The following is an 18,565-nucleotide window of genomic DNA, read 5'->3' as shown; positions in this document are numbered from 1 at the left end:
GTACAGACAGAAAGGGAGTAGGAACCGTATGAGAAAAACAGTTTCGCTGTTCGCCATGCTGACGGCGCTGCTCGTGCTGCTTGCCGCCTGCGGGGGCAACCAAACGGGAGGGAGCGCCGGTTCGTCCGGTGCCGCCGGCGGCGGCGAGAAGAAGACGATCAAATTCGGGGCGACGGCCGGTCCGTACAGCGATATGGTAACGAAGGCGATCAAGCCGCTGCTCGAGAAGAAAGGGTATAAAGTCGAGCTGGTCGAGTTTAACGATTACGTGCAGCCGAACAAAGCGCTGGCGAACGGCTCGATCGACGCCAACCTGTTCCAGCATATTTTGTATTTGAAGCAATTCGCGACCGACAACAAGCTGGACATCCAGGAAGTGATCAGCGTCCCGACCGCGCCGATGGGGCTCTATTCGAACAAATTCAAGACGCTCGATTCGATCGAGAACGGCAGCCTGCTGACGATCGCGAACGACCCGTCCAACCTGGCCCGGTCGCTGCTCATGCTGCAAAGCATGGGTCTCATCACGGTCAAGAAGGACGTCAACGCGGCCACGCTGTCCGAGAAAGATATCGTGGACAATCCGAAAAGCTTGCAGTTCAAGCCGGTGGAAGCCGCCTCGCTGCCCCGCACGCTGGACAGCACCGCGCTTGCGGTCGTGCCCGGCAACTTCGCGCTCGCGGCCGGAATGGACTTGACGAAGGCGCTCAAGCTGGAGGAAATGGCGGAAAACTACCGCAACGTCATCGCGATCAAAACGGCGGACAAGGACAGCCAGTTCGCCAAAGATTTGAAGGAAGCGGTGCAATCGGACGAGTTCGAGAAGACGATCGACGAGCAGTTCAAAGGGTTCTCGAAGCCGCAATGGATGACGGGGAAGTAAAGAAGGAAGTTGAAAGCTGCCGATGCGCTCGGCAGCTTTTTTTATGTGGTACGTGCAAGGCGTGCGGTTCGGCTCAAAAGCTTTTGGCGACCATGAAGTACAAAATGACGACGGGAAGCAGCGTCGTAATCGTGCCGAATACGGCCCAATACCGCGACGCCCGGCGATACGGCTCCGTGACCGCGCCGGCTTCGATCGACTGCTTGCTGTGGCGGATCATGCTCCGCTGCAGCGGGATCAGGATGCCGAGCCAGAGCGCGCCGGTGACGGCGAACAGGACGAGCGACAGGGCGAGCCAATTGAAGCCGGACTGGAGCGCGCCCGTGCGGACGGCCATCCCGATTCCCGAGACGGTCAGCAGGACGAGGCCGGGCAGCGTGAAGGCATAGTCGGCGATCATCACGTTTTGGGCGGCGCGATGAATGACGACCGGGTTGCCCGTGACGTCGGCCCGTATTTTCCAAAAGGCGGCCGTCACGATATTGCCCAGAAACAGAAAAGCGCCGAAAATATGAACGAACAGAAGCAAGCTCATCGGTTACACGTCCTCTCTCATGGCGGAACGCTTGCGCGGATCGCCTCTCTTTGATCTTATTATATAAACCGACCGGCGGTTTGTAAATACCGAAACGAAAATCCCGCCAAACGCCTGGCGGGAGTCGTAGGCCGGACCGCACACGGCCAAGGGGCCGGCGAGGTCAGCCGATCGTGATTTTTCCTTCCGGGTACCGGAACAGCTCTTTCTCCGCTTTCGACGTAAGCGTAAAGGCGAGCGTCACCGGACCGAGCCGGCCGATAAACATGAGCAGCATAATGACGATTTTGCCGGGGGTCGTCAATTGCGATGTCAATCCCATCGACATGCCGGTCGTGGCGTAAGCGGACGTTACTTCGAAAAGGATGCCGAGAAACGGATAATCTTCGGTAGTCGAAAGCACCATGGCCGCCAGTACGATCAGAAAAAACGACAGCAGCGTGAACGTGATCGCCTTGTAAATCCGGTCTTTGGCAATCCGGTAGCGGAACATGACGATGTCTTCCTTCCCCCGGACCATCGCGACCATCGCCCCGATCAGGATGGCGAACGTCGTCACCTTGATGCCGCCGCCGGACGAGCCGGGAGCCGCTCCGACGAACATGAGCAGGATGATGAAAAACTGCGTCGCCTGCCGCAGCGATTCGATGTCGAGCGTGCTCAATCCGGCCGAACGGGCCGTGACCGATTGGAACATCGCGCCGAATATTTTCCCGAACGGCGAGAGCGGATGCAGCGTGTGCGGGTTCGTCAGCTCGAACAGGAAAATGACGAGCGTTCCGACGACGATCAAAGCGGCCGACACGGTCAGCACGACTTTGCTGTGCAGCGTCAGTTTCTTCTGCTTCGGATACGAGAGCAGGTCGGAGATGACGATAAATCCGATGCCGCCCAAAATAATGAGCACGATCGTCACCGCATTGACGACCGGATCGTCCACGTAATGCATCAGGCTGGCGCGGCGGTCGGGAAACATGCCGAATAAGTCGAAGCCGGCGTTGTTGAACGTGGAAATGCTGTGAAACATCCCGAAGTACAGCGCCTGCCCCAAGGGCATTTCGAACATCCAGCGGACCGCGAGCACGACCGCGCCGACCGCCTCGATGACGAGAGCGTACAGCAGCACCTTTTGAATCAGCCGCACGATGCCTTCCGTCGTCGCCTGGTTCATCGCCTCCTGCAAAATGAGCCGCTCGCGGAACGATATTCGCCGGCGGAATACGAGCGCGGCGAGCGTCGCGACGGTCATGAAGCCGAGCCCGCCGATTTGCACGAGCAGCAGCAGCACGAGCTGGCCGAACAAGGAAAAATGCTCGCCGATGTTGTAAAAGGAAAGCCCCGTCACGCAAGTGGCCGAGGTCGCCATAAACAGCGCGTCCAAAAACGGCATCGCCGTCCGGCTGGAAGACGAAACCGGCAGCGAAAGCAGAACGGAGCCGGCCGCGATCATGACGATAAACCCGAACGCCAGCACTTGCGGCGGATTGGGCCGAAACCGTTTCAATTTTTTATGAAATTGACCGAACATATCGAAATAACCCCGTATCGTTTGTTTGCGATCTATTCTATCGGTCGCGAACGGAAAAGTAAAGGTGTTTGGGGAGGAGTGTGGTATAATCGGAAAACGAACGAATGTTCCATTCATGCGGGAAACCCGTAACGGCAGGTGAAAAAGGACCATGTCCGATCTCGTAGAAGTATCGGTGCGTTCGCTCGCGGAATACGTGTTTCGCGGGGGCAGCATCGATGCCGGCTTTCGCACCGGCGCCACGCTCGCGGAAGGAACGAAAGCGCACCGGGCGATCCAGCAAACGTACAAGGAAACCGACTTGAAGGAGGCGTACGTCCGGGGCGACGTCGAATACGAAGGCATCGTGTACCGGATCGACGGCCGCTGCGACGGCTTGCTGTTCGATGAAGCCGGCGACGGCGTTGCGACCGTGGAAGAAATCAAATCGACCGGGGGAAGCGTGACGCTCCTCACGGAGCAGTCGCACCCCGTCCACTGGGCGCAGGCGCAATGCTACGCCTATTTGTACGCCAAAGCCGAGAAGCTGGAGCGGATGCGCGTTCGGCTGACCTACGTTCATCGGCAAACGGAGGAGCGCAAGTCGTTCGAACGGATGCTGACCCGGGGCGAGCTGGACGCGTTCGTCCGAATGCTCGTCAAGGCGTACGATCCGCACGCGAGGCAGCGGCTGGCCTATGCCCGGGACCGGGAAGCCGGCATCAGGGAGCTGCCGTTTCCGTTCCCTTCGTACCGGCAGGGCCAGCGGCATTTCGCCGGCGCGGTGTACAAATCGATCGCCGACCGGAAGCGGCTGTTCGCGCGGGCGCCGACCGGGACGGGCAAGACGATTTCGACGCTGTTTCCGGCGGTGAAGGCGATCGGGGAAAAGCTGCTGCGCCGCTTTTTCTATACGACCGCCAAGACGACGACCCGTGCCGCCGCGGAGGATGCGCTCGCGCTCATGCGCGCAAGCGGGCTTTGCCTGAGATCGGTCACGATTACGGCGAAGGAGAAAATATGCTTCAAGGAAGAGACGCGGTGCGAGAAGCTGTACTGCGAATACGCGGACGGTTATTACGACCGGATCAACGCGGCGCTGTACGATTTGTGGTCCCGGGAAACGGCGATCACCCGGGACGTGATCGAGGCGTACGCCCGCAAGCACCGGGTGTGCCCGTTCGAATTTTCGCTCGATGCGGCCTACGAGGCCGATGCGGTCGTGTGCGACTATAACTACGTCTTCGATCCGCGAGTCTCCTTGAAGCGGCTGTTCGAGGAGGAAAAGCGCCATACGGCGGTGCTGGTCGACGAAGCGCACAACCTGGTCGACCGGGCGAGGGAGATGTATTCCGGCGAGCTGACGAAAGCGCCGTTCCTCGAGCTGAAGCGGCAGACGAAGGCGGGAAGCGGGAGCCGCACGCTGCACGAAGCGGCGAAGGCGGTCAACGAGGCGTTTATCGCGCTTCGGAAAAGCTGCGGAGAAGGCGGCGGCGGATTGATCGTGCTCGAAGCGATTCCTCCCGCTCTCGTGCCGCTGCTCGAATCGTTCGCGTCGGCGGCGGAGGCGGCGCTGCTGGCCGGCGATGCGGCGGCCGACCGCCAGCTGCTTACGGATATGTACTATACGGTTCAGCATTTTATCCGGACCGCGGAAAGCTTCGACGAACGAAGCCTCGTCTACGTCCAGGTCGAGCGGAGCGACGTGCGGATCAAGCTGCTGTGCGTCGATCCTTCGGGCATGCTGCGACTGATGGGCAAAGGGTACCGCTCGCTCGTTTATTTTTCGGCGACGCTGTCTCCGATCCCGTATTACCGCGATACGCTCGGCGGAGACGAGGACGACTACGCGACGGCGATTCCGTCGCCGTTCCGCAGCGAGCAGCTCGACGTGCTGCTGCTGCCGGTGTCGACGCGCTACCGCGACCGCGGGAGGTCGAAGGCGCGGATCGCGGCGATGCTGCGCCGGGTGACGGACGAGCGGCCGGGCAATTATTTGGTCTTTTTCCCCTCGTACGATTATATGAACGAGGTCGCCGAGCTGTTTCTCGGCGCCGGCTGGGACGGGGAGGCGCTCGTGCAGCAGGCCGGCATGTCCGAGGAGGAGCGCGATTCGTTTCTGGCGGCGTTTCGCGCCGGGGCGGAGAAGACGATCGTCGGCTTCGCCGTCATGGGAGGCGTGTTTGCGGAAGGGATCGATTTGGCCGGCGACCGGCTGACCGGCGTCGTCATCGTCGGCGTCGGATTGCCGCAATTCGGCGGGGAGCGGGAGCTGATCCGGCGGTATTTCGACGATACGGGCCGAAACGGCTTCGATTACGCGTACAAGTTTCCGGGCATGAACAAAGTGCTGCAAGCCGGCGGGCGGCTCATCCGCACCGAAAGCGACAGCGGGACGCTCGTGCTCGTCGACGACCGGTTTATGCAGCCGGACTATTACGCGCTGCTGCCGGAGGAATGGAAGCCGGTGACGACGATGCGCTGAAGCCGGCTGCACTTGGGGAAGGGTAACCGGAATGAGGGTATCCCGTTTAAAGCGCAGGAAACGGGAAATCCGGAAAATGGCATGAGGCTTTCCGGCAAGGCGATAACCGGACTCATCGACCTCGACGACGGACGTCGGGGTTGACGGTACGAGACCCGAGTCACTATACTTGTGGCATTCGAAAAAAGCTGATCGCTCCCGGAAAGGATACGGAACAGAATGAACGAACGCGTCGGAGCGACGCCGCCGGCAGGCCGGAGCGCCAGCCGCGCTTGGCTCGCGCTCATTCTCGGAACGTTGTCGGCCTTCGGGCCGTTTTCGCTCGATATGTATTTGCCCGCTCTGCCCGAGCTGGCCGAAGATTTGCATACGACCGCATCGCTCGCCCAGCTCAGTCTGACCGCTTGCCTGGCCGGTCTCGCCTTGGGGCAGCTGCTCGCCGGCCCGCTCAGCGACGTGCGGGGGCGGCGCGGTCCGCTTTTGCTCGGGCTCGTCCTGTACGCGGTGTCGTCGCTGCTGTGCATGGTCAGCCCGTCCGTATGGACGTTCGTGCTCATGCGCTTCGTTCAAGGCGTCGCCGGGGCGGCGGGCATCGTCATCTCCCGGGCGGTCGCGCGGGATTTGTTCGGCGGCTCCGAGCTGACGAAATTTATGGCGTCGCTCGCGCTTGTCAACGGGGTTGCGCCGATCGTCGCGCCGATCGCGGGCGGACAGCTGCTGCAGGTCGTTCCGTGGCGCGGCGTGTTTCTCGCGCTCAGCGCGCTCGGACTGCTGACGCTGCTCGCCGTCCTGTTCGGCCTGCCGGAAACGCTGCCTCGGGAGAAGCGGTCGCGCGGCGGCCTGAAGCAAACGGGACGGACGTTCCGCCGCATCGTCCGGAACCGGCCGTTTATGGGCTACGCGTTATCGCAAGGACTTGTCGCCGCCGCGATGTTCGCCTATATCGCCGGGTCGCCTTTCGTGCTGCAATCGATATACGGGGCGTCTCCGCAGCTGTTCAGCCTCTGCTTCGCGATCAACGGGGCGGGCATTATCGCGGCCAGCCAACTGACGGGAAGACTCGCGGGACGGCTCGGGGAAACGCGGCTGGTGGCGGGCGGACTGATTATGGCCGCCTGCGGCGGAACGGCGCTGCTGCTTGCGATTATGGCCGATGCCGGGCTGTTCGGCATCCTCGTTCCGCTGTTTTTCGTCGTGTCGAGCGTGGGCGTCGTCAATACGGCGTCGTTTTCGCTGGCGATGCGGGATCAGGCCGATTCCGCGGGCAGCGCGTCGGCTTTGCTCGGGGTGATGATGTTTTTGTTCGGAGGCATCGTCGCTCCGCTAGTCGGGCTCGGCGGAGAAGATACCGCTTTGCCGATGGGGCTCGTCATCGCCGCGGGGGATTTGGGGGCGCTTGCCGTCTATGTGTGCATGATCGGGCTGAAAGAGCGCCGCGTTTCGAACGAACAACCATAATCGAGCAGCAGCGCGCGAAATCGGGCGGAAAGTTCCCATAATGCGCGAATAGGGGAGAACCCGGCCCGTTCTTGTCACGAAATGTTCACATATGTCAAAAATTGATTTTTCCTTATTTTTCGGATGAGGGGTATAATAGGGACATATAGGGTTCTTGTCGAACCTGTTCCTGCTCTTGGAAATGGAAGACTACTTCTTTAACCCGAATACCCGGCGTCATGACCTGATGCGTATTCCGTACGCTCAGGTCATGCTTGTGAAAAATGGAACAGCTGCGCCGGGCACGGGCAACCGTTTTCGCCATTATGCTATTTTTGCGTTTTGCGGAAGAGACGTACGTCTACCTTGCTTGAACAGGTATCGGGATACTCGGCGGGCTTCTATTTCATGCAAAGGAGGACGTTTACAAATGTCAGAAACAACTACGCAAGAAGCGGTTCTGACTCCGGCAGCGCGGGAGGATGTACTCGATCTATTGATGAAGCCCGAGGTGCAGCAATCGCTGACGGTTCTCGTCGAGAACATGCCGAAGCTGGCGGAGATGGTCACCCTCATGACGAAGGCGTACGATTTCGTGCAAAGCGTAACGACCGACCAAGTCCTGATCGAAGACTTGAAAGGCGGCATGGACGAAATCGTCAAGCCGATTACGGAAAAAGCGAAAGGAATCGCCTCCGCCGCTATCGAAGCGAGCGATCGCGCGCAAGCGGAAACTTCCACGATCGGTTTGTTCGGCCTGCTCAAAATGTTGAAGGATCCGCAAGTGCAGCAATCGCTCCGCTACGCGCAAGCGTTTCTGGAAGTGCTCGGCGAACGTCGGAAGCAAGGCTAATCGGTTTCAGCCAAACCGAAATCAGAACGGAGGATTCGTATGTCCAAGCAAATCGTAATACTCGGCGGCGGCTACGGCGGATTGCTTGCCGCGCTCAGCGCACGCAGCCATATGTCGGCCGAAGAAGCGACGATTACGGTCGTCAACCGGTATCCGACCCATCAAATCATTACCGAGCTTCACCGTCTGGCGGCCGGCAACCTGGCCGAGAAAGCCGTCGCGCTTCCGCTCGAGAAGCTGCTTCGCGGCAAGCAAATCAATCTGATGATCGACACGGTGCAGGAAATTGCGCCCGATCAGAAGACGGTCAAGCTGGCCGGCGGCGCTTATTTGAAATACGACGCGCTTGTCGTGGCGCTCGGCAGCGAAACGGCGTTCTTCGGCATCCCGGGCCTTCAGGAGCACAGCTTCATCCTGAAGTCGGTGAACGACGCCAACAAGCTCCGCGAGCATGTCGAAGCCCGCGTCGCCGCTTACAGCCAAACGGGCAACAAAGCGGACGCTACGTTCGTCGTCGGCGGCGGCGGCTTGACCGGCATCGAGCTGGTCGGCGAATTCGCGGATATGCTTCCGGGCTTGTGCCGCAAGCACGGCGTCGATTTTAACGATATCGAGCTGTACTGCGTCGAAGCGGCTCCGTCCATTTTGGCCGGCTTCTCGCCGGATTTGGTCGAGCATGCGCAGAAGAGCCTGGAAAAACGCGGCGTCAAGTTTTTGATCGGCGTGGCGATTACGGAAATGCAGCCGACGACCGTTTCGCTCAAGGACGGCAGCACGATCGAAACGAGCACGCTCGTTTGGACCGGCGGCGTTCAAGGCAACTCCGTCGTGGCGAACTGCGGCATCGAAGTAAACCGCGGACGCGCGACCGTCACCGAAACGCTGCAATCGACTTCGCATCCCGACGTGTTCCTCGCCGGCGACAGCGCGGTCGTCATGAGTCCGGAAGGACGCCCGTTCCCGCCTACGGCACAATTGGCTTGGCAAATGGGCGAGCTGGTCGGCTACAATCTGTTCGCTTATTTCAACGGGGCGAAAATGGATACGTTCCAGCCGGTATTCTCCGGTACGCTCGGCAGCCTCGGCCGCAAAGACGCGTTCGGCACGATCGGCGGCAACAAAACGAAGCTGAAAGGCTTGCCGGCTTCGCTCATGAAGGAAGCGAGCAACATCCGCTACTTGTCCCACATCAAAGGTTTGTTCTCGCTCGCTTATTAATAACGACACGAACGAAGGGTGCCGCTCGGCACCCTTTTCTATTTACCTCGGTTACAGCGACGCATACGCAAGCGCCGAGAGCAGAACGGACGTGATCGCCATCGCCAATACCGGGCGCAGCGCCTTCGTCCGCAGCTGCTTCAAGTCGACGTTCAGCCCGAGCCCGACCATCGCCATCGACAGCAAAAACGTCGTCCCCGCGGCCAAGCCGTTCATCGCCGAAGCCGGCACATCGATATCGTTTCCAATTATGAAGCTGCCTATGAGGCTTGCGGCGAGGAAGCCGAGCAGAAACCAAGGGAATTCCAGTCGCGCGCCGGCCTGCATCGTGCCCGAGCGGCGTTTCCAGGCGACAAGCAGCAGGCAGAACGGGACGAGCAGCAGCACGCGTCCGAGCTTGGCGAGCAAAGCCGCCGCCAGGGCGTCCTGGCCGGCGGGAGCGGCGGCCAGCGCGACGTGGGCGATTTCGTGCAGGCTGATCCCCGACCAGGCTCCGTAGTCCGCGGCGTCCAGCGGCAGCAGCGGACGCAGCAGCGTATAACCGACGGCGAACGCCGTTCCGACGAGCGCGATCATGCCCGCGCCGATCGCCGTATCTTCCTCCTTCGCCTGCAAAATCGGCGAGACGGCGGCGATGGCCGCCGCTCCGCAAATGCCCGTTCCGACGCCGAGCAGAAGCGTGACGGACGGGTCCGCTTTGAACCGTTTGCCGAGCCATACGGTTAGAGCGACGGCGAAGGCGATGGCGCATGCGCCCCGCAGCAGCAGTCCGAGTCCGTCGTGCAGCACGACGCCGATATCGAGCCGCAACCCGAACAGGACGATGGCGAGCCGCAGCAGCGTTTTGGACGAAAATTGGATGCCCCGGCGCAGCGTCTCCGGGTATCCCCGAAAGCGGCGGTAAGCAACCGCCAACGCTATCGCGCAGGCGAGCGGTCCGAGACGGTCGAGCCCGGGAATATGCGCGGCTCCCCAGCCAAGCGCCGCGACCGCGATCGTAAAGGCGACGCCGAGCGCCCATGCGCCCCGCGACGGACGGCCGGACGGCCGTTCCTTCGCAAAATCGCGTTTCGCGGCAGGGGGTGCGGGGGTTGGTGCGGGCGCGGGCGCCGCAGTCCACTTTTCCGTTTGTACAGTCATCGTCGACAACTCCTCGTGAAGGATACACCTTCAGCATACGACCGGAATTGCAATAAATAAAATAAATCATTATGATTAGATTCATAAGTATACGCTTATGATTAAGGTGGAAAGGACGGGGCGCGGCATGGATCAGGCGCTGCTCGTTTTTATTACGGTAGCCGAGAAGGGCCATTTTACCCGGGCGGCCGAGGAACTGCATATGACCCAGCCGGCGGTTAGCCAGTATGTGCAGCAGCTGGAGCGGACCTACGGCACGAAGCTGCTCGAACGGGGCCGTGGGCAGGTGCGGCTCAACAAGGCGGGGGAAATCGTATACCTTCACGCCAAACAAATCGCCAAGCTGTACACGCGGATGAATTACCTCGTCGACGATCTGCTGCACAAGGCGAGCGGCGCGCTGACGATCGGCGCGAGCTACACGTACGGCGAGTACGTGCTGCCTCGCATGATCGCCCGGCTTCAGGCGGAATATCCGCTCATCCGGCCCGCGATCTCGATCGGTAACACGCAGCAAATATCGGAGGAGGTCGCCGGAGGCGAGCTCGACATCGGCATCGTCGAAGGGGAGTTCCGGCACGAAAAGCTCGATATCGAGCCTCTCGCCGAAGACGCGATGGACGTTATGGCCGCGTCCGGTCACCGTTTGGCGGGCCGCGCCCGCGCGGACGCCGCCGAGCTGGCCGAGGAGACGTGGATCGTCCGCGAAACCGGGTCGGGCACGCGGGCGGCGACCGATGCGATGTTCGACCGTTTCGGCTTGCGGCCGCGGCGGTGCATGGAATTCGGCAGCACGCAGCTGATCAAGGAGTCGGTTGAGGCCGGACTCGGCGTCACGCTGCTTTCCCGCTGGGCCGTACGCAAAGAAATCGCGCTCGGCACGATGCGGCGGCTGCACGTCGAGGGCATGCCGGTTACGCGGCGGTTTTATTTGATTACGCCGGCGACGAAGTTCCATACGCGGGCGACGGACGTGTTCAAGGCGCTGCTGCGGGACGGGGGCGAAAGCCCGGATGGCGCGGCGACGCCGGTAAATGAATCGGGTAATGCAAATTAGCGGACCTTGGGGCTTTTATTTCCTCCGATCTCGTCACGACCGTTAATTGTTGGAATCGGCCGATCCTGGTCGGTTAAGATGCTTCAAAGACCGTTATTAAAACGAATCACGGTCGGGGGAACAGCAGTCCGTTTAACCCCGTATAGGTTTGCCTCAAAAGAAAAAGCTTCCGCCCTCGGGAAACCCGGTCGGAAGCTTTTTCGGTTAAGTCGCCGCAGCCTGATGCCCAAGCGCGTCCGCGACGAGCGAGGCGTACGCCTCGGCCCCTTCGGCGTTCAGGTGAACGCCGTCCTGCGAGAAATAATGGTCTTTTTCGGCGCTGGCCGAATACCAGTCGATCAACGTCGCGTTCGGATGCGACTTGGCGACCTCCGCCAAAGTCGCGTTGACTTCGGACTCCCACGGGCGCGGAACGCGCGTGTTCACGAGAACGATTTGGCGGTCTTTGCCGATCGAGGCGAGCAGCGCTTCGAGCTTTTTGCGGGGAAACGCTCCGTTCGTGCCCAGCTCGATAATGACGCGATCGCCGAGCTTGTTGCCGGTTTTCATTGCGTCGACGATGTCCGCGGCTTGAACGAGCTGCCGGCCGATTTTGCCGTCCACCTCAATGCCGGGAAGCAGCTTCTCCAAATACGGCTTGGCGTCCAAAATAACCGAATCGCCGATAACCGTAATCCCTTTGCCTTTGCCGTCTTTCGTGTCGGGCGGCGCGGCCGGGTCCGGCTTTGCCGCCGCTTCTTCGCCCGTTTCCGTCTCCGGACGGTGCGGCGGGAGCGGCTTCGTCCCGCTGCCGTTCGCATCGGGGCTGCCCGGACCGCCGGCACTGCCCGGCACTGTCTCCGGCTTCGGCTTCGGCTTGCCGCCCGTATCGGCGGGATTGCCGGGCTTCGGCTTGCCGCCGGACGATCCGGCGGGTCCGGCCGTTTGGTCGGCCGGCGGCCCGGACGGAACGCCGGCACCGACGCCGGCGACGACGCCCGCCGGGTCGTCCTCGTGCGGAAGCGGGGCTTCGGCGGCGGGGACGGAGCTCGCCGTAGCCGGCGGATACAGCCGGGTCGCGCCGATGCCGAACACGGCGATGGCGATCAGCGAGCCGGCGACGGCGATCGACGCCGTGCGTCCGCCGCGGCGTCCCGTCCGCTTCCGGTTGCGCCAGAGCATCCACCGCTTGCGGATGGCGCCGCGCCGGATCGGCTCTTCGACGAATCGCCAGGACAAGGCGGCGAGGACGAGGGTGGCGGCCAACTGAAAGGCGGCGAGCGGCCAGTCGATCCCGCCCGTCCGAACGGCCGGCTTCGTCAGCGCGATGACGGGGAAATGCCATAAATAGATGCCGTACGAGCGGACGCCGAGCCAGCGGAGCGGCTTCATGCCGAGGAGGCGGCCGAGCCGGGCGGCCGGATGGGCGAGCGCGGCGACGACCGCGGCGGCGGCGACGGATAGCGCGACCATCCCGCCTCTGTACAGCGAGGCGTCGTATTCGCTCGTCCGCGCCATCATGTACAGGACGGCGAGCAGCCCGGCCGCGCCGACGCAGTCGAGCGTGCGCCGCGCCGCCGGCGTCGCGCGCCCTGCGGCCGGCTTCGCCGACGGCCAGACGACGGCGAGCGCTGCGCCGATCAGCAGGCCGAACGCGCGGGTGTCCGTGCCGTAATAGACCCGGCTCGGGTCGGTTCCCGGCTCGTACAGCAGCGCCATGGCGAGCGCGGACGCCAGCGCGCCGGCGATGAGGAGCGCGAACAGCTTGCCGCGCTGCGGCGCGAATCGCAGCCCGAAGGCAAGCGCAAACGGAAACAGCAGGTAAAACTGCTCCTCCACGGCGAGCGACCATAGATGGCCGAGCGGCGACGGCGGTCCGAAGCTTTCGAAATAAGACACGTCGCGGTAGACGAACCACCAGTTGCTTGCGTACAAGACGGCCGCGATCGCGTCGCCCCGCAGCGAGGCGAGCCGGGACGGATCGGCCAGCAGCAGCCACAAGCCGACCGCGGCGAGCATGACGAACAGAGCCGGCAGCAGCCGTCTCGCCCGGCGGAGCAAAAACGGCTTCAGCGCCAGCCGCCCGTTCGTTCTCCATTCGGCGGCAAGCAGGTCCGTGATCAAATAACCGGACAGCACGAAAAACACGCCGACGCCGAGCAGTCCGCCGGGGAACGCCGACGGGTCGAGATGGTACGCGATGACGGCCATGACGGCTATCGCCCGCAAGCCGTCCAGACCGGGCATGTAGCGGCCCACGCCATTCGGTTTAGGCATTGCGATCGCCCCCCTCGCCGGGGTTGAGGCCGGTTCGTCCATAGCGCTTTCCCGAAGCCGACGCCCCGAACCCGCTTGCGGTCGTTCTCTTGCTGTCCGCTTTCACCATCATGTTCATCTGCGATCTGCCCTTTCGTTCGCGTTGCCGCTCTGTCAATTCTCCAAATTAGACGGGGCAGCGAAACGATTGGTTACATGCCGAAGCAAACTTTTCGGCTGGAAAACGAAGGCTCGCGTCTTTCGGAGCGATTGCGCGAAAATGCGCGGATTGGCGCGAATGCCGCAATAAAGCAATCGAAAGAGACGTTCTCATTTTCAAAAGGAACGCCGAAAGGCTCCTTCGATCCCGAAGCGGGACGAAGGAGCCTTTATTGTTTCGAACGGGACTCGGGGAAACTTACTGCTTCAGCAAAAACGAGTTGCCGTCCTCGTCGGAGAACGTCGCGTACGTTCCCCATTGCATGCTCTGCGGCTCCCCTTCGAAGCGGACGCCGCGCTGCTTCATGGCCGCGTAAGCGGCATCGATGTCGTCGCATTGAAAAACGATCGACGCCTTCATCTCGTTCGAGCCCGGCATCATGCTTTTCGGATAAATGACGAGGGCCGACTCGGCGCCTTTCGGAGCGACCTCGAGCCAGAAGGCGTTCGGTCCCATCGGCGTTTCCCGGACAAGCTCGAAGCCGACCTTCTCCGTCCAAAACGTTTTCGCTTTTTGCTGATCTTCCACGTATACCGCAACCGTCGCGATTTTGCCGATCATGGGCGGTTCCTCCTCTGCTTGAATTCGGACAAGCTTTACTTTACCACGCCGCCGGCGGCTAGTCTTGTAAAAAAACGACATCGTTTTTGTTGGCGAACGACGCGGACTTGCGCCTCATCCAGCTTTTGTATTCCGGGGCGTGACGCCGAGGCAAAGTTTGAAGTCTTTGGAGAAATGGGCGTAATCGTAGTATCCGAATTCGAGCATGCATTGATGCAGATCGATCGTCGGCTCGCGAAAAATACGCAGCCGGGCTTGATTGAAGCGTGCGATTTTTTGCAGCCGCTTCGCCGGCATGCCGACGAGCTCCAAGCATTTGCGTTCGAACTGCCGGCTCGAATAGCCGCTTTCGGAGACGACCGGAGCGATATCGGTTTCCATCGGCTCGCGGTACAGCCGGGACAACGCCTGCAGCAGCCTCGGGTCGATGCGGTCGGGGGCGACGATCGACAGCAAATACCGCTCCAGCAGCGAATAAGCTTCGTCCATATCGGCCGACGCGAGAGCCGTTTGCAGCTTGGCGACGTCAGCGGCTTCCAGCACGCGGTCCAGCGGGACGGCCCGGTCGTTGAACGACTTGAGCGGGGCTTCGGAAAAAGCTTTCAGTCCCCAAGGCAGCAGCCGGACGCCGTACAGCCGAATCCGGCCTGCCGCATCCAGCCGGAAGCTGCGCGACAGCATGCCGAGGAAGAAAGCCGGGGGCAGCGAAGCGCCGTCCGCGGAGTAGGCGGAGCCGTAATGGAACAGCATTTCCTGGCAGCCGTCCGGCCACAGCGTTTCGCCGCCTTCCGCGCCGGAGTAATCGCGGTTCAGCGTCCATATGCATTTGACATAAGGCTTCAGCGCCTCGGTCGGCTCGCGTTCCTCGTATCGCACCCGTTTTCCTCCGTTTCCGTCGGTTTGTCCCTTATTATACAACATGCGCGCCATCGGAATGCCGCGTTCGCAAATCGGCTCGCGCGATCAGCCGGTCAGCCGCCGATACGTATCGGCGTCGCAAATGACGAACAGCCGGGCGTCGTCCGGAATCGGCTCGTCAAGCCGGCGGTTGATATTCAGGTTGTCCCCTTCGGACAGCAAGGTCGCTCCTTCCCGCAGCAGCTCGTCGAACGCGTCTCGGAACGTGCGCCAATGCGCGCGCTTGCCGATTTCGTACAAGTCGCCGCTGTCCTTGCTCGTCAGCAGCTGCGAGACGACGCGGGACGCGCCCGGATGGAAAGCGGAACGGACCGCGAGGCGCGATACGGTTTCCGGCCCGAGTATGAATTCGTCGACGTGAACATGGGCGAAGTTCGGGATGTTGTCCCGGTCCTTCACCTCCGCGATCGTATGTATGCGCCGGAAATGCCGTTCGATCGTCGTGGCGACGAGCAGCGTTTTGCCGTCGATAAAAGCGCTGTCGCGGATGATCTGCTGATTGTCGAGCGTTTCGTCGGCGAAGATGAACACCGCCCTCGCCTTGGACAAGTTCGCGTCCTCGAGCGTTTGCCGCTGTACCGGATTGCCTTGAACGTAATGAACCCGGTCATGGGACAACGGCGTTTTCGGCAGCTGGGCGATCAGCACGATGTCCGCGTTCGGATCGCTTTTCATAATTTCTTGAACGGCCAGCTCGGCGTGCTTGCTCCAGTCGATCAATACGAAATGATTTTCGCCCTTGTATCGCAACTTGCCTTCCTCCTTGTTCCGGTTGTACGCGAAGATGAAATCGACCGTTTTGCTGATGACGATCGAGATCAGCCCGATGCCGAACACGTACAAAAACATGCCCAGCAGCTTGCCCGGCACCGTCTTCGGATAAAAATCGCCGTATCCGACCGTGGTGACGGTCGTCATGACCCACCACAGCCCGTTGAACGGGTGCTGGAACGTATCGGGCTCGAGCATGTAGATCGCCAGCGAGCTGAGCAGCAGAAGGATGGCGGCCGTACCGAAAACGGCGCCGTTGTTCATGCGGATCAGGCGAATGACCCATTTGCTGAAAAAAAGCATGCGCTCCCTCCATAATAAAGCGGCTTTCGGCTACGGGAAAATCATACCATAATTATCGCGCCGCGCGCGGGATGCGTCCCTTTCAAAAAAGAAACGCCCCGAACGGCGCGGGCGCCCTCTGACGAAAATCTCCGGCAAACGCCGCCGCGGCGAGCGTAAATGTTGACACCGGAATGTTTTGTCCGCCGCCCCCATACCTTTTTAACAGGAAATCATGGTTCGGGAAAAATAGGGAATCCTACCGGAAGGGAATCGCTTAACCGTCGCCAAAAATATATATTGACAATCGTGTGAACGCGGGAGTATTGTTATGTACATAATTCCTATCGGATATATGGGGTTACAATCGCAAAGGAGAGGGTAGACTTGAAAAACAACTTGTGGATCGCCTTGCAGACGAACTGGGTCAGCCTCGTCGTTTCGATCGCGATTATCGGCTTCCTGTACGTGCTGGCCCGCAAAAGAGTCGGCTTCGGCACCCGCGTGCTGATCGGGCTCGGCCTCGGGCTCATCGCCGGTATCCTATTCAACAGCTTCAAGCTGGATTACAAAAGCGTAAGCACGATCGGGACGATTTACGTCAACCTGATCAAAATGCTCGTCATGCCGCTCGTGTTCGTGCTCGTCATTAACAGTATCGCGCAGCTGTCCAGTCTCGGTCAACTGCGAAAAATCGGCGTGAAGACGATCGGCTGGTTTTTGCTGACGACCGGCATCGCCGCGATCATCGGTCTGATCGTCGCTTTGGCGATCGATCCGGGAGCCGGCATTCAGGCGGCCGTGCCGAAAGATTACAAGCCGCGGGACATCCCTACGTTCTCGCAGGTCATTCTCGATCTCGTGCCGTCCAATCCGGTCAGCGACGCCGCCGGCGGCAAAGTGGTGCCTTTGCTTATTTTCGCGATTTTCGTCGCGGTCGCCATCATTCACGTAGGGTCGAAAAAGCCGGATGCCGTCGCGCCGATCAAAGCGCTCATCGAATCGGCCACGGCCGTTCTGCACCAAGTCGTCAAATACGTCATCCGGCTTACCCCGTACGGCGTCTACGCGCTGATCGGCGCGATGGCGGCCAAATACGGCATCGAAACGCTCGCTCCGCTCGTAAAGCTGATCGGCACTTCCTATTTGGCGCTTCTGATCCATTTCGTCCTCGTGTTCGGCGGGCTCGTGCTGCTCGTCGCGAAGGTGAATCCGATCAAGTTTTTCAAAAAAGCGTATCCGACCGTCGCCGTCGCCTTTACAACGCGAAGCAGCTATGCCACGCTTCCGGTCAATCTGGAAGTGATCACGAAGCGGCTTCGCGTCTCGCCCCGCATCGCCAGCTTCGTCGCTCCGCTCGGCGCGACGATGAACTTCAACGGCTGCGGCGGCATATGGCCGGCGATCGTGGCGATATTCGTCGCGAAGGTATATAATTTGCAGCTCGGCTTGTCGGATTATATCGTGCTCGTCCTCGTCGCCGTCATCTCGTCGATCGGCGTAGCCGGCGTGCCGGGACCCGCGACGATATCCACGACCGTAGTGCTGACCGCGCTCGGCTTGCCGCTCGAAGGGATGGGGCTCGTCATCGCCGTCGAATCGGTCATCGATATGGGACGGACCGCCGTCAACGCGACGGGGACGACCGTCACTTCGCTGCTCGTGGCCAATGCCGAAGGCGAGTTCGACCGCGAATCGTTCGACCGGGACGAGGAAGATCCGCTCGAGGTCGGTGCGGCGTAACGTCTCCCCGACCTACGTACAGGTCCGCGCAAGCCTTATGTCCGATTTGCTTTTGCCCGTTTCCCGGTAGTATAGTGATAGTATCTATACAGGGGTGGAACGAATCGGATGGTTGCTGGCTTGGATTTGTCGGGGTTTCGCTGGGAAGACACGGAGCAGCTGCTGCATCAGTTTGAGGCGCTCGGGCCGCTGCCGGGCTTTGTAGCCGCCTGGCTCGAATCGCTGCTGCCGTTTTTGCCGCTTGTTGCGATCTTGATCGCCAATGTGAACATATACGGCTTTCTGGAAGGGTTTCTGCTGTCTTGGTTCGGCGTCGTCACCGGAGCGTTTACCGTCTTTTGGTTCGTGCGCCGGTTCGGCGGCCGGGTCCGCCAATTCGTGGAGCGCAAGAGCCCGCGTTCGACTCGGCTCATCCACTGGCTCGAGCGGCACGGCTTTATGCCGATCTTTCTGCTCTCGTGCTTTCCGTTTACGCCGTCGTTTCTGGTCAACATCGTGTCGGGCTTGTCGAAGGTGCCGTTCCATACGTTCATCATCGCCACGGTGCTCGGCAAGGGCGTCATGATTTTGATCGTATCGTTCGCCGGCCACGACTTGTTCAACTTGTTCCAGCAGCCGTGGAAGCTGGTGCTGATCGTTTCCGTATTCGGCATTTTGGCGGTGACGGGACGCAAGATCGAAGCGAAATATTTCAAATAAGATCGACGGGCCTTCCCTTTC

Annotated in this window: 15 protein-coding genes; 8 read left to right on the top strand and 7 right to left on the bottom strand. The window is 60.9% G+C overall.

Annotated features, from left to right (window positions below; genetic code table 11):
* Positions 1–28 precede the first annotated feature (28 nt).
* The gene (locus tag PV407_RS04505) at positions 29–883 is read left to right on the top strand and encodes a MetQ/NlpA family ABC transporter substrate-binding protein (RefSeq protein ID WP_332088675.1); all 855 of its coding nucleotides are present in this window, start codon (positions 29–31) and stop codon (positions 881–883) included.
* Between the two features lie 73 nt (positions 884–956).
* On the opposite strand, the gene PV407_RS04500 is transcribed toward PV407_RS04505, so the two are convergent.
* Together PV407_RS04500 and PV407_RS04495 are read right to left on the bottom strand one after the other, a co-directional pair.
* Positions 957–1,418: a DUF2269 family protein gene (locus tag PV407_RS04500; protein WP_332088674.1), complete on the bottom strand. Its 462-nt coding sequence runs from the start codon at positions 1,416–1,418 to the stop codon at positions 957–959.
* A gap of 163 nt (positions 1,419–1,581) precedes the next feature.
* Positions 1,582–2,946, bottom strand: a complete 1,365-nt coding sequence (locus tag PV407_RS04495) for a TrkH family potassium uptake protein (RefSeq protein WP_332088673.1) — start codon at positions 2,944–2,946, stop codon at positions 1,582–1,584.
* Positions 2,947–3,097: 151 nt separating this feature from the next.
* Here PV407_RS04495 and PV407_RS04490 point away from each other — a divergent pair, with 151 nt between their 5' ends.
* The 4 genes from PV407_RS04490 (at position 3,098) to PV407_RS04475 (ending at position 8,918) form a co-directional block, all read left to right on the top strand.
* Complete coding sequence (locus PV407_RS04490) at positions 3,098–5,410, top strand: ATP-dependent DNA helicase (protein WP_332088672.1); 2,313 nt, start codon at positions 3,098–3,100, stop codon at positions 5,408–5,410.
* A 219-nt stretch (positions 5,411–5,629) separates the two neighbouring features.
* On the top strand, positions 5,630–6,868 hold the full coding sequence (locus tag PV407_RS04485; protein ID WP_332088671.1) for a multidrug effflux MFS transporter: 1,239 nt from the start codon (positions 5,630–5,632) through the stop codon (positions 6,866–6,868).
* A gap of 409 nt (positions 6,869–7,277) precedes the next feature.
* Positions 7,278–7,700: a DUF1641 domain-containing protein gene (locus PV407_RS04480; RefSeq protein ID WP_332088670.1), complete on the top strand. Its 423-nt coding sequence runs from the start codon at positions 7,278–7,280 to the stop codon at positions 7,698–7,700.
* Positions 7,701–7,739: 39 nt separating this feature from the next.
* On the top strand, positions 7,740–8,918 hold the full coding sequence (locus PV407_RS04475) for an NAD(P)/FAD-dependent oxidoreductase (RefSeq protein ID WP_332088669.1): 1,179 nt from the start codon (positions 7,740–7,742) through the stop codon (positions 8,916–8,918).
* 51 nt (positions 8,919–8,969) lie between these two features.
* Here PV407_RS04475 and PV407_RS04470 read toward each other — a convergent pair whose 3' ends face one another.
* Positions 8,970–10,058, bottom strand: a complete 1,089-nt coding sequence (locus tag PV407_RS04470) for a YeiH family protein (protein ID WP_332088668.1) — start codon at positions 10,056–10,058, stop codon at positions 8,970–8,972.
* A gap of 127 nt (positions 10,059–10,185) precedes the next feature.
* Here PV407_RS04470 and PV407_RS04465 point away from each other — a divergent pair, with 127 nt between their 5' ends.
* On the top strand, positions 10,186–11,115 hold the full coding sequence (locus PV407_RS04465) for a LysR family transcriptional regulator (protein WP_332088666.1): 930 nt from the start codon (positions 10,186–10,188) through the stop codon (positions 11,113–11,115).
* A 204-nt stretch (positions 11,116–11,319) separates the two neighbouring features.
* Here PV407_RS04465 and PV407_RS04460 read toward each other — a convergent pair whose 3' ends face one another.
* From PV407_RS04460 to PV407_RS04445, 4 genes are all read right to left on the bottom strand, one after another.
* Positions 11,320–13,371: an acyltransferase family protein gene (locus PV407_RS04460; protein ID WP_332088665.1), complete on the bottom strand. Its 2,052-nt coding sequence runs from the start codon at positions 13,369–13,371 to the stop codon at positions 11,320–11,322.
* A gap of 397 nt (positions 13,372–13,768) precedes the next feature.
* Positions 13,769–14,131, bottom strand: coding sequence for a VOC family protein (locus PV407_RS04455; RefSeq protein ID WP_332088664.1), 363 nt, complete (start codon positions 14,129–14,131; stop codon positions 13,769–13,771).
* A 114-nt stretch (positions 14,132–14,245) separates the two neighbouring features.
* Positions 14,246–15,007 (bottom strand): helix-turn-helix domain-containing protein, encoded by a 762-nt coding sequence (locus PV407_RS04450; RefSeq protein ID WP_332088663.1) that lies wholly within the window; start codon positions 15,005–15,007, stop codon positions 14,246–14,248.
* Positions 15,008–15,094: 87 nt separating this feature from the next.
* Positions 15,095–16,123: a potassium channel protein gene (locus tag PV407_RS04445; RefSeq protein WP_332088662.1), complete on the bottom strand. Its 1,029-nt coding sequence runs from the start codon at positions 16,121–16,123 to the stop codon at positions 15,095–15,097.
* 366 nt (positions 16,124–16,489) lie between these two features.
* On the opposite strand from PV407_RS04445, the gene PV407_RS04440 reads away from it, so the two are divergent.
* Entirely contained in the window at positions 16,490–17,845 is a 1,356-nt protein-coding gene (locus tag PV407_RS04440) for a dicarboxylate/amino acid:cation symporter (protein ID WP_332088661.1), read from the top strand.
* A 108-nt stretch (positions 17,846–17,953) separates the two neighbouring features.
* Positions 17,954–18,544, top strand: a complete 591-nt coding sequence (locus PV407_RS04435) for a TVP38/TMEM64 family protein (RefSeq protein ID WP_332088660.1) — start codon at positions 17,954–17,956, stop codon at positions 18,542–18,544.
* The last annotated feature ends 21 nt before the right edge of the window (positions 18,545–18,565 follow it).

It is taken from the genome of Paenibacillus sp. GYB003 (assembly GCF_036577625.1).
GTDB lineage: Bacteria > Bacillota > Bacilli > Paenibacillales > NBRC-103111 > Paenibacillus_AB.
This window is presented reverse-complemented; position numbering and strand designations above follow the sequence as displayed.

What these genes read in the sequence shown, in the direction of transcription:
- PV407_RS04505 (WP_332088675.1), top strand. Translation starts at nt 29, where the DNA reads ATGAGAAAAACAGTTTCGCTGTTCGCCATGCTGACGGCGCTGCTCGTG.
- PV407_RS04500 (WP_332088674.1), bottom strand. Translation starts at nt 1,418, where the DNA reads ATGAGCTTGCTTCTGTTCGTTCATATTTTCGGCGCTTTTCTGTTTCTG.
- PV407_RS04495 (WP_332088673.1), bottom strand. Translation starts at nt 2,946, where the DNA reads ATGTTCGGTCAATTTCATAAAAAATTGAAACGGTTTCGGCCCAATCCG.
- PV407_RS04490 (WP_332088672.1), top strand. Translation starts at nt 3,098, where the DNA reads ATGTCCGATCTCGTAGAAGTATCGGTGCGTTCGCTCGCGGAATACGTG.
- PV407_RS04485 (WP_332088671.1), top strand. Translation starts at nt 5,630, where the DNA reads ATGAACGAACGCGTCGGAGCGACGCCGCCGGCAGGCCGGAGCGCCAGC.
- PV407_RS04480 (WP_332088670.1), top strand. Translation starts at nt 7,278, where the DNA reads ATGTCAGAAACAACTACGCAAGAAGCGGTTCTGACTCCGGCAGCGCGG.
- PV407_RS04475 (WP_332088669.1), top strand. Translation starts at nt 7,740, where the DNA reads ATGTCCAAGCAAATCGTAATACTCGGCGGCGGCTACGGCGGATTGCTT.
- PV407_RS04470 (WP_332088668.1), bottom strand. Translation starts at nt 10,058, where the DNA reads ATGACTGTACAAACGGAAAAGTGGACTGCGGCGCCCGCGCCCGCACCA.
- PV407_RS04465 (WP_332088666.1), top strand. Translation starts at nt 10,186, where the DNA reads ATGGATCAGGCGCTGCTCGTTTTTATTACGGTAGCCGAGAAGGGCCAT.
- PV407_RS04460 (WP_332088665.1), bottom strand. Translation starts at nt 13,371, where the DNA reads ATGCCTAAACCGAATGGCGTGGGCCGCTACATGCCCGGTCTGGACGGC.
- PV407_RS04455 (WP_332088664.1), bottom strand. Translation starts at nt 14,131, where the DNA reads ATGATCGGCAAAATCGCGACGGTTGCGGTATACGTGGAAGATCAGCAA.
- PV407_RS04445 (WP_332088662.1), bottom strand. Translation starts at nt 16,123, where the DNA reads ATGCTTTTTTTCAGCAAATGGGTCATTCGCCTGATCCGCATGAACAAC.
- PV407_RS04435 (WP_332088660.1), top strand. Translation starts at nt 17,954, where the DNA reads ATGGTTGCTGGCTTGGATTTGTCGGGGTTTCGCTGGGAAGACACGGAG.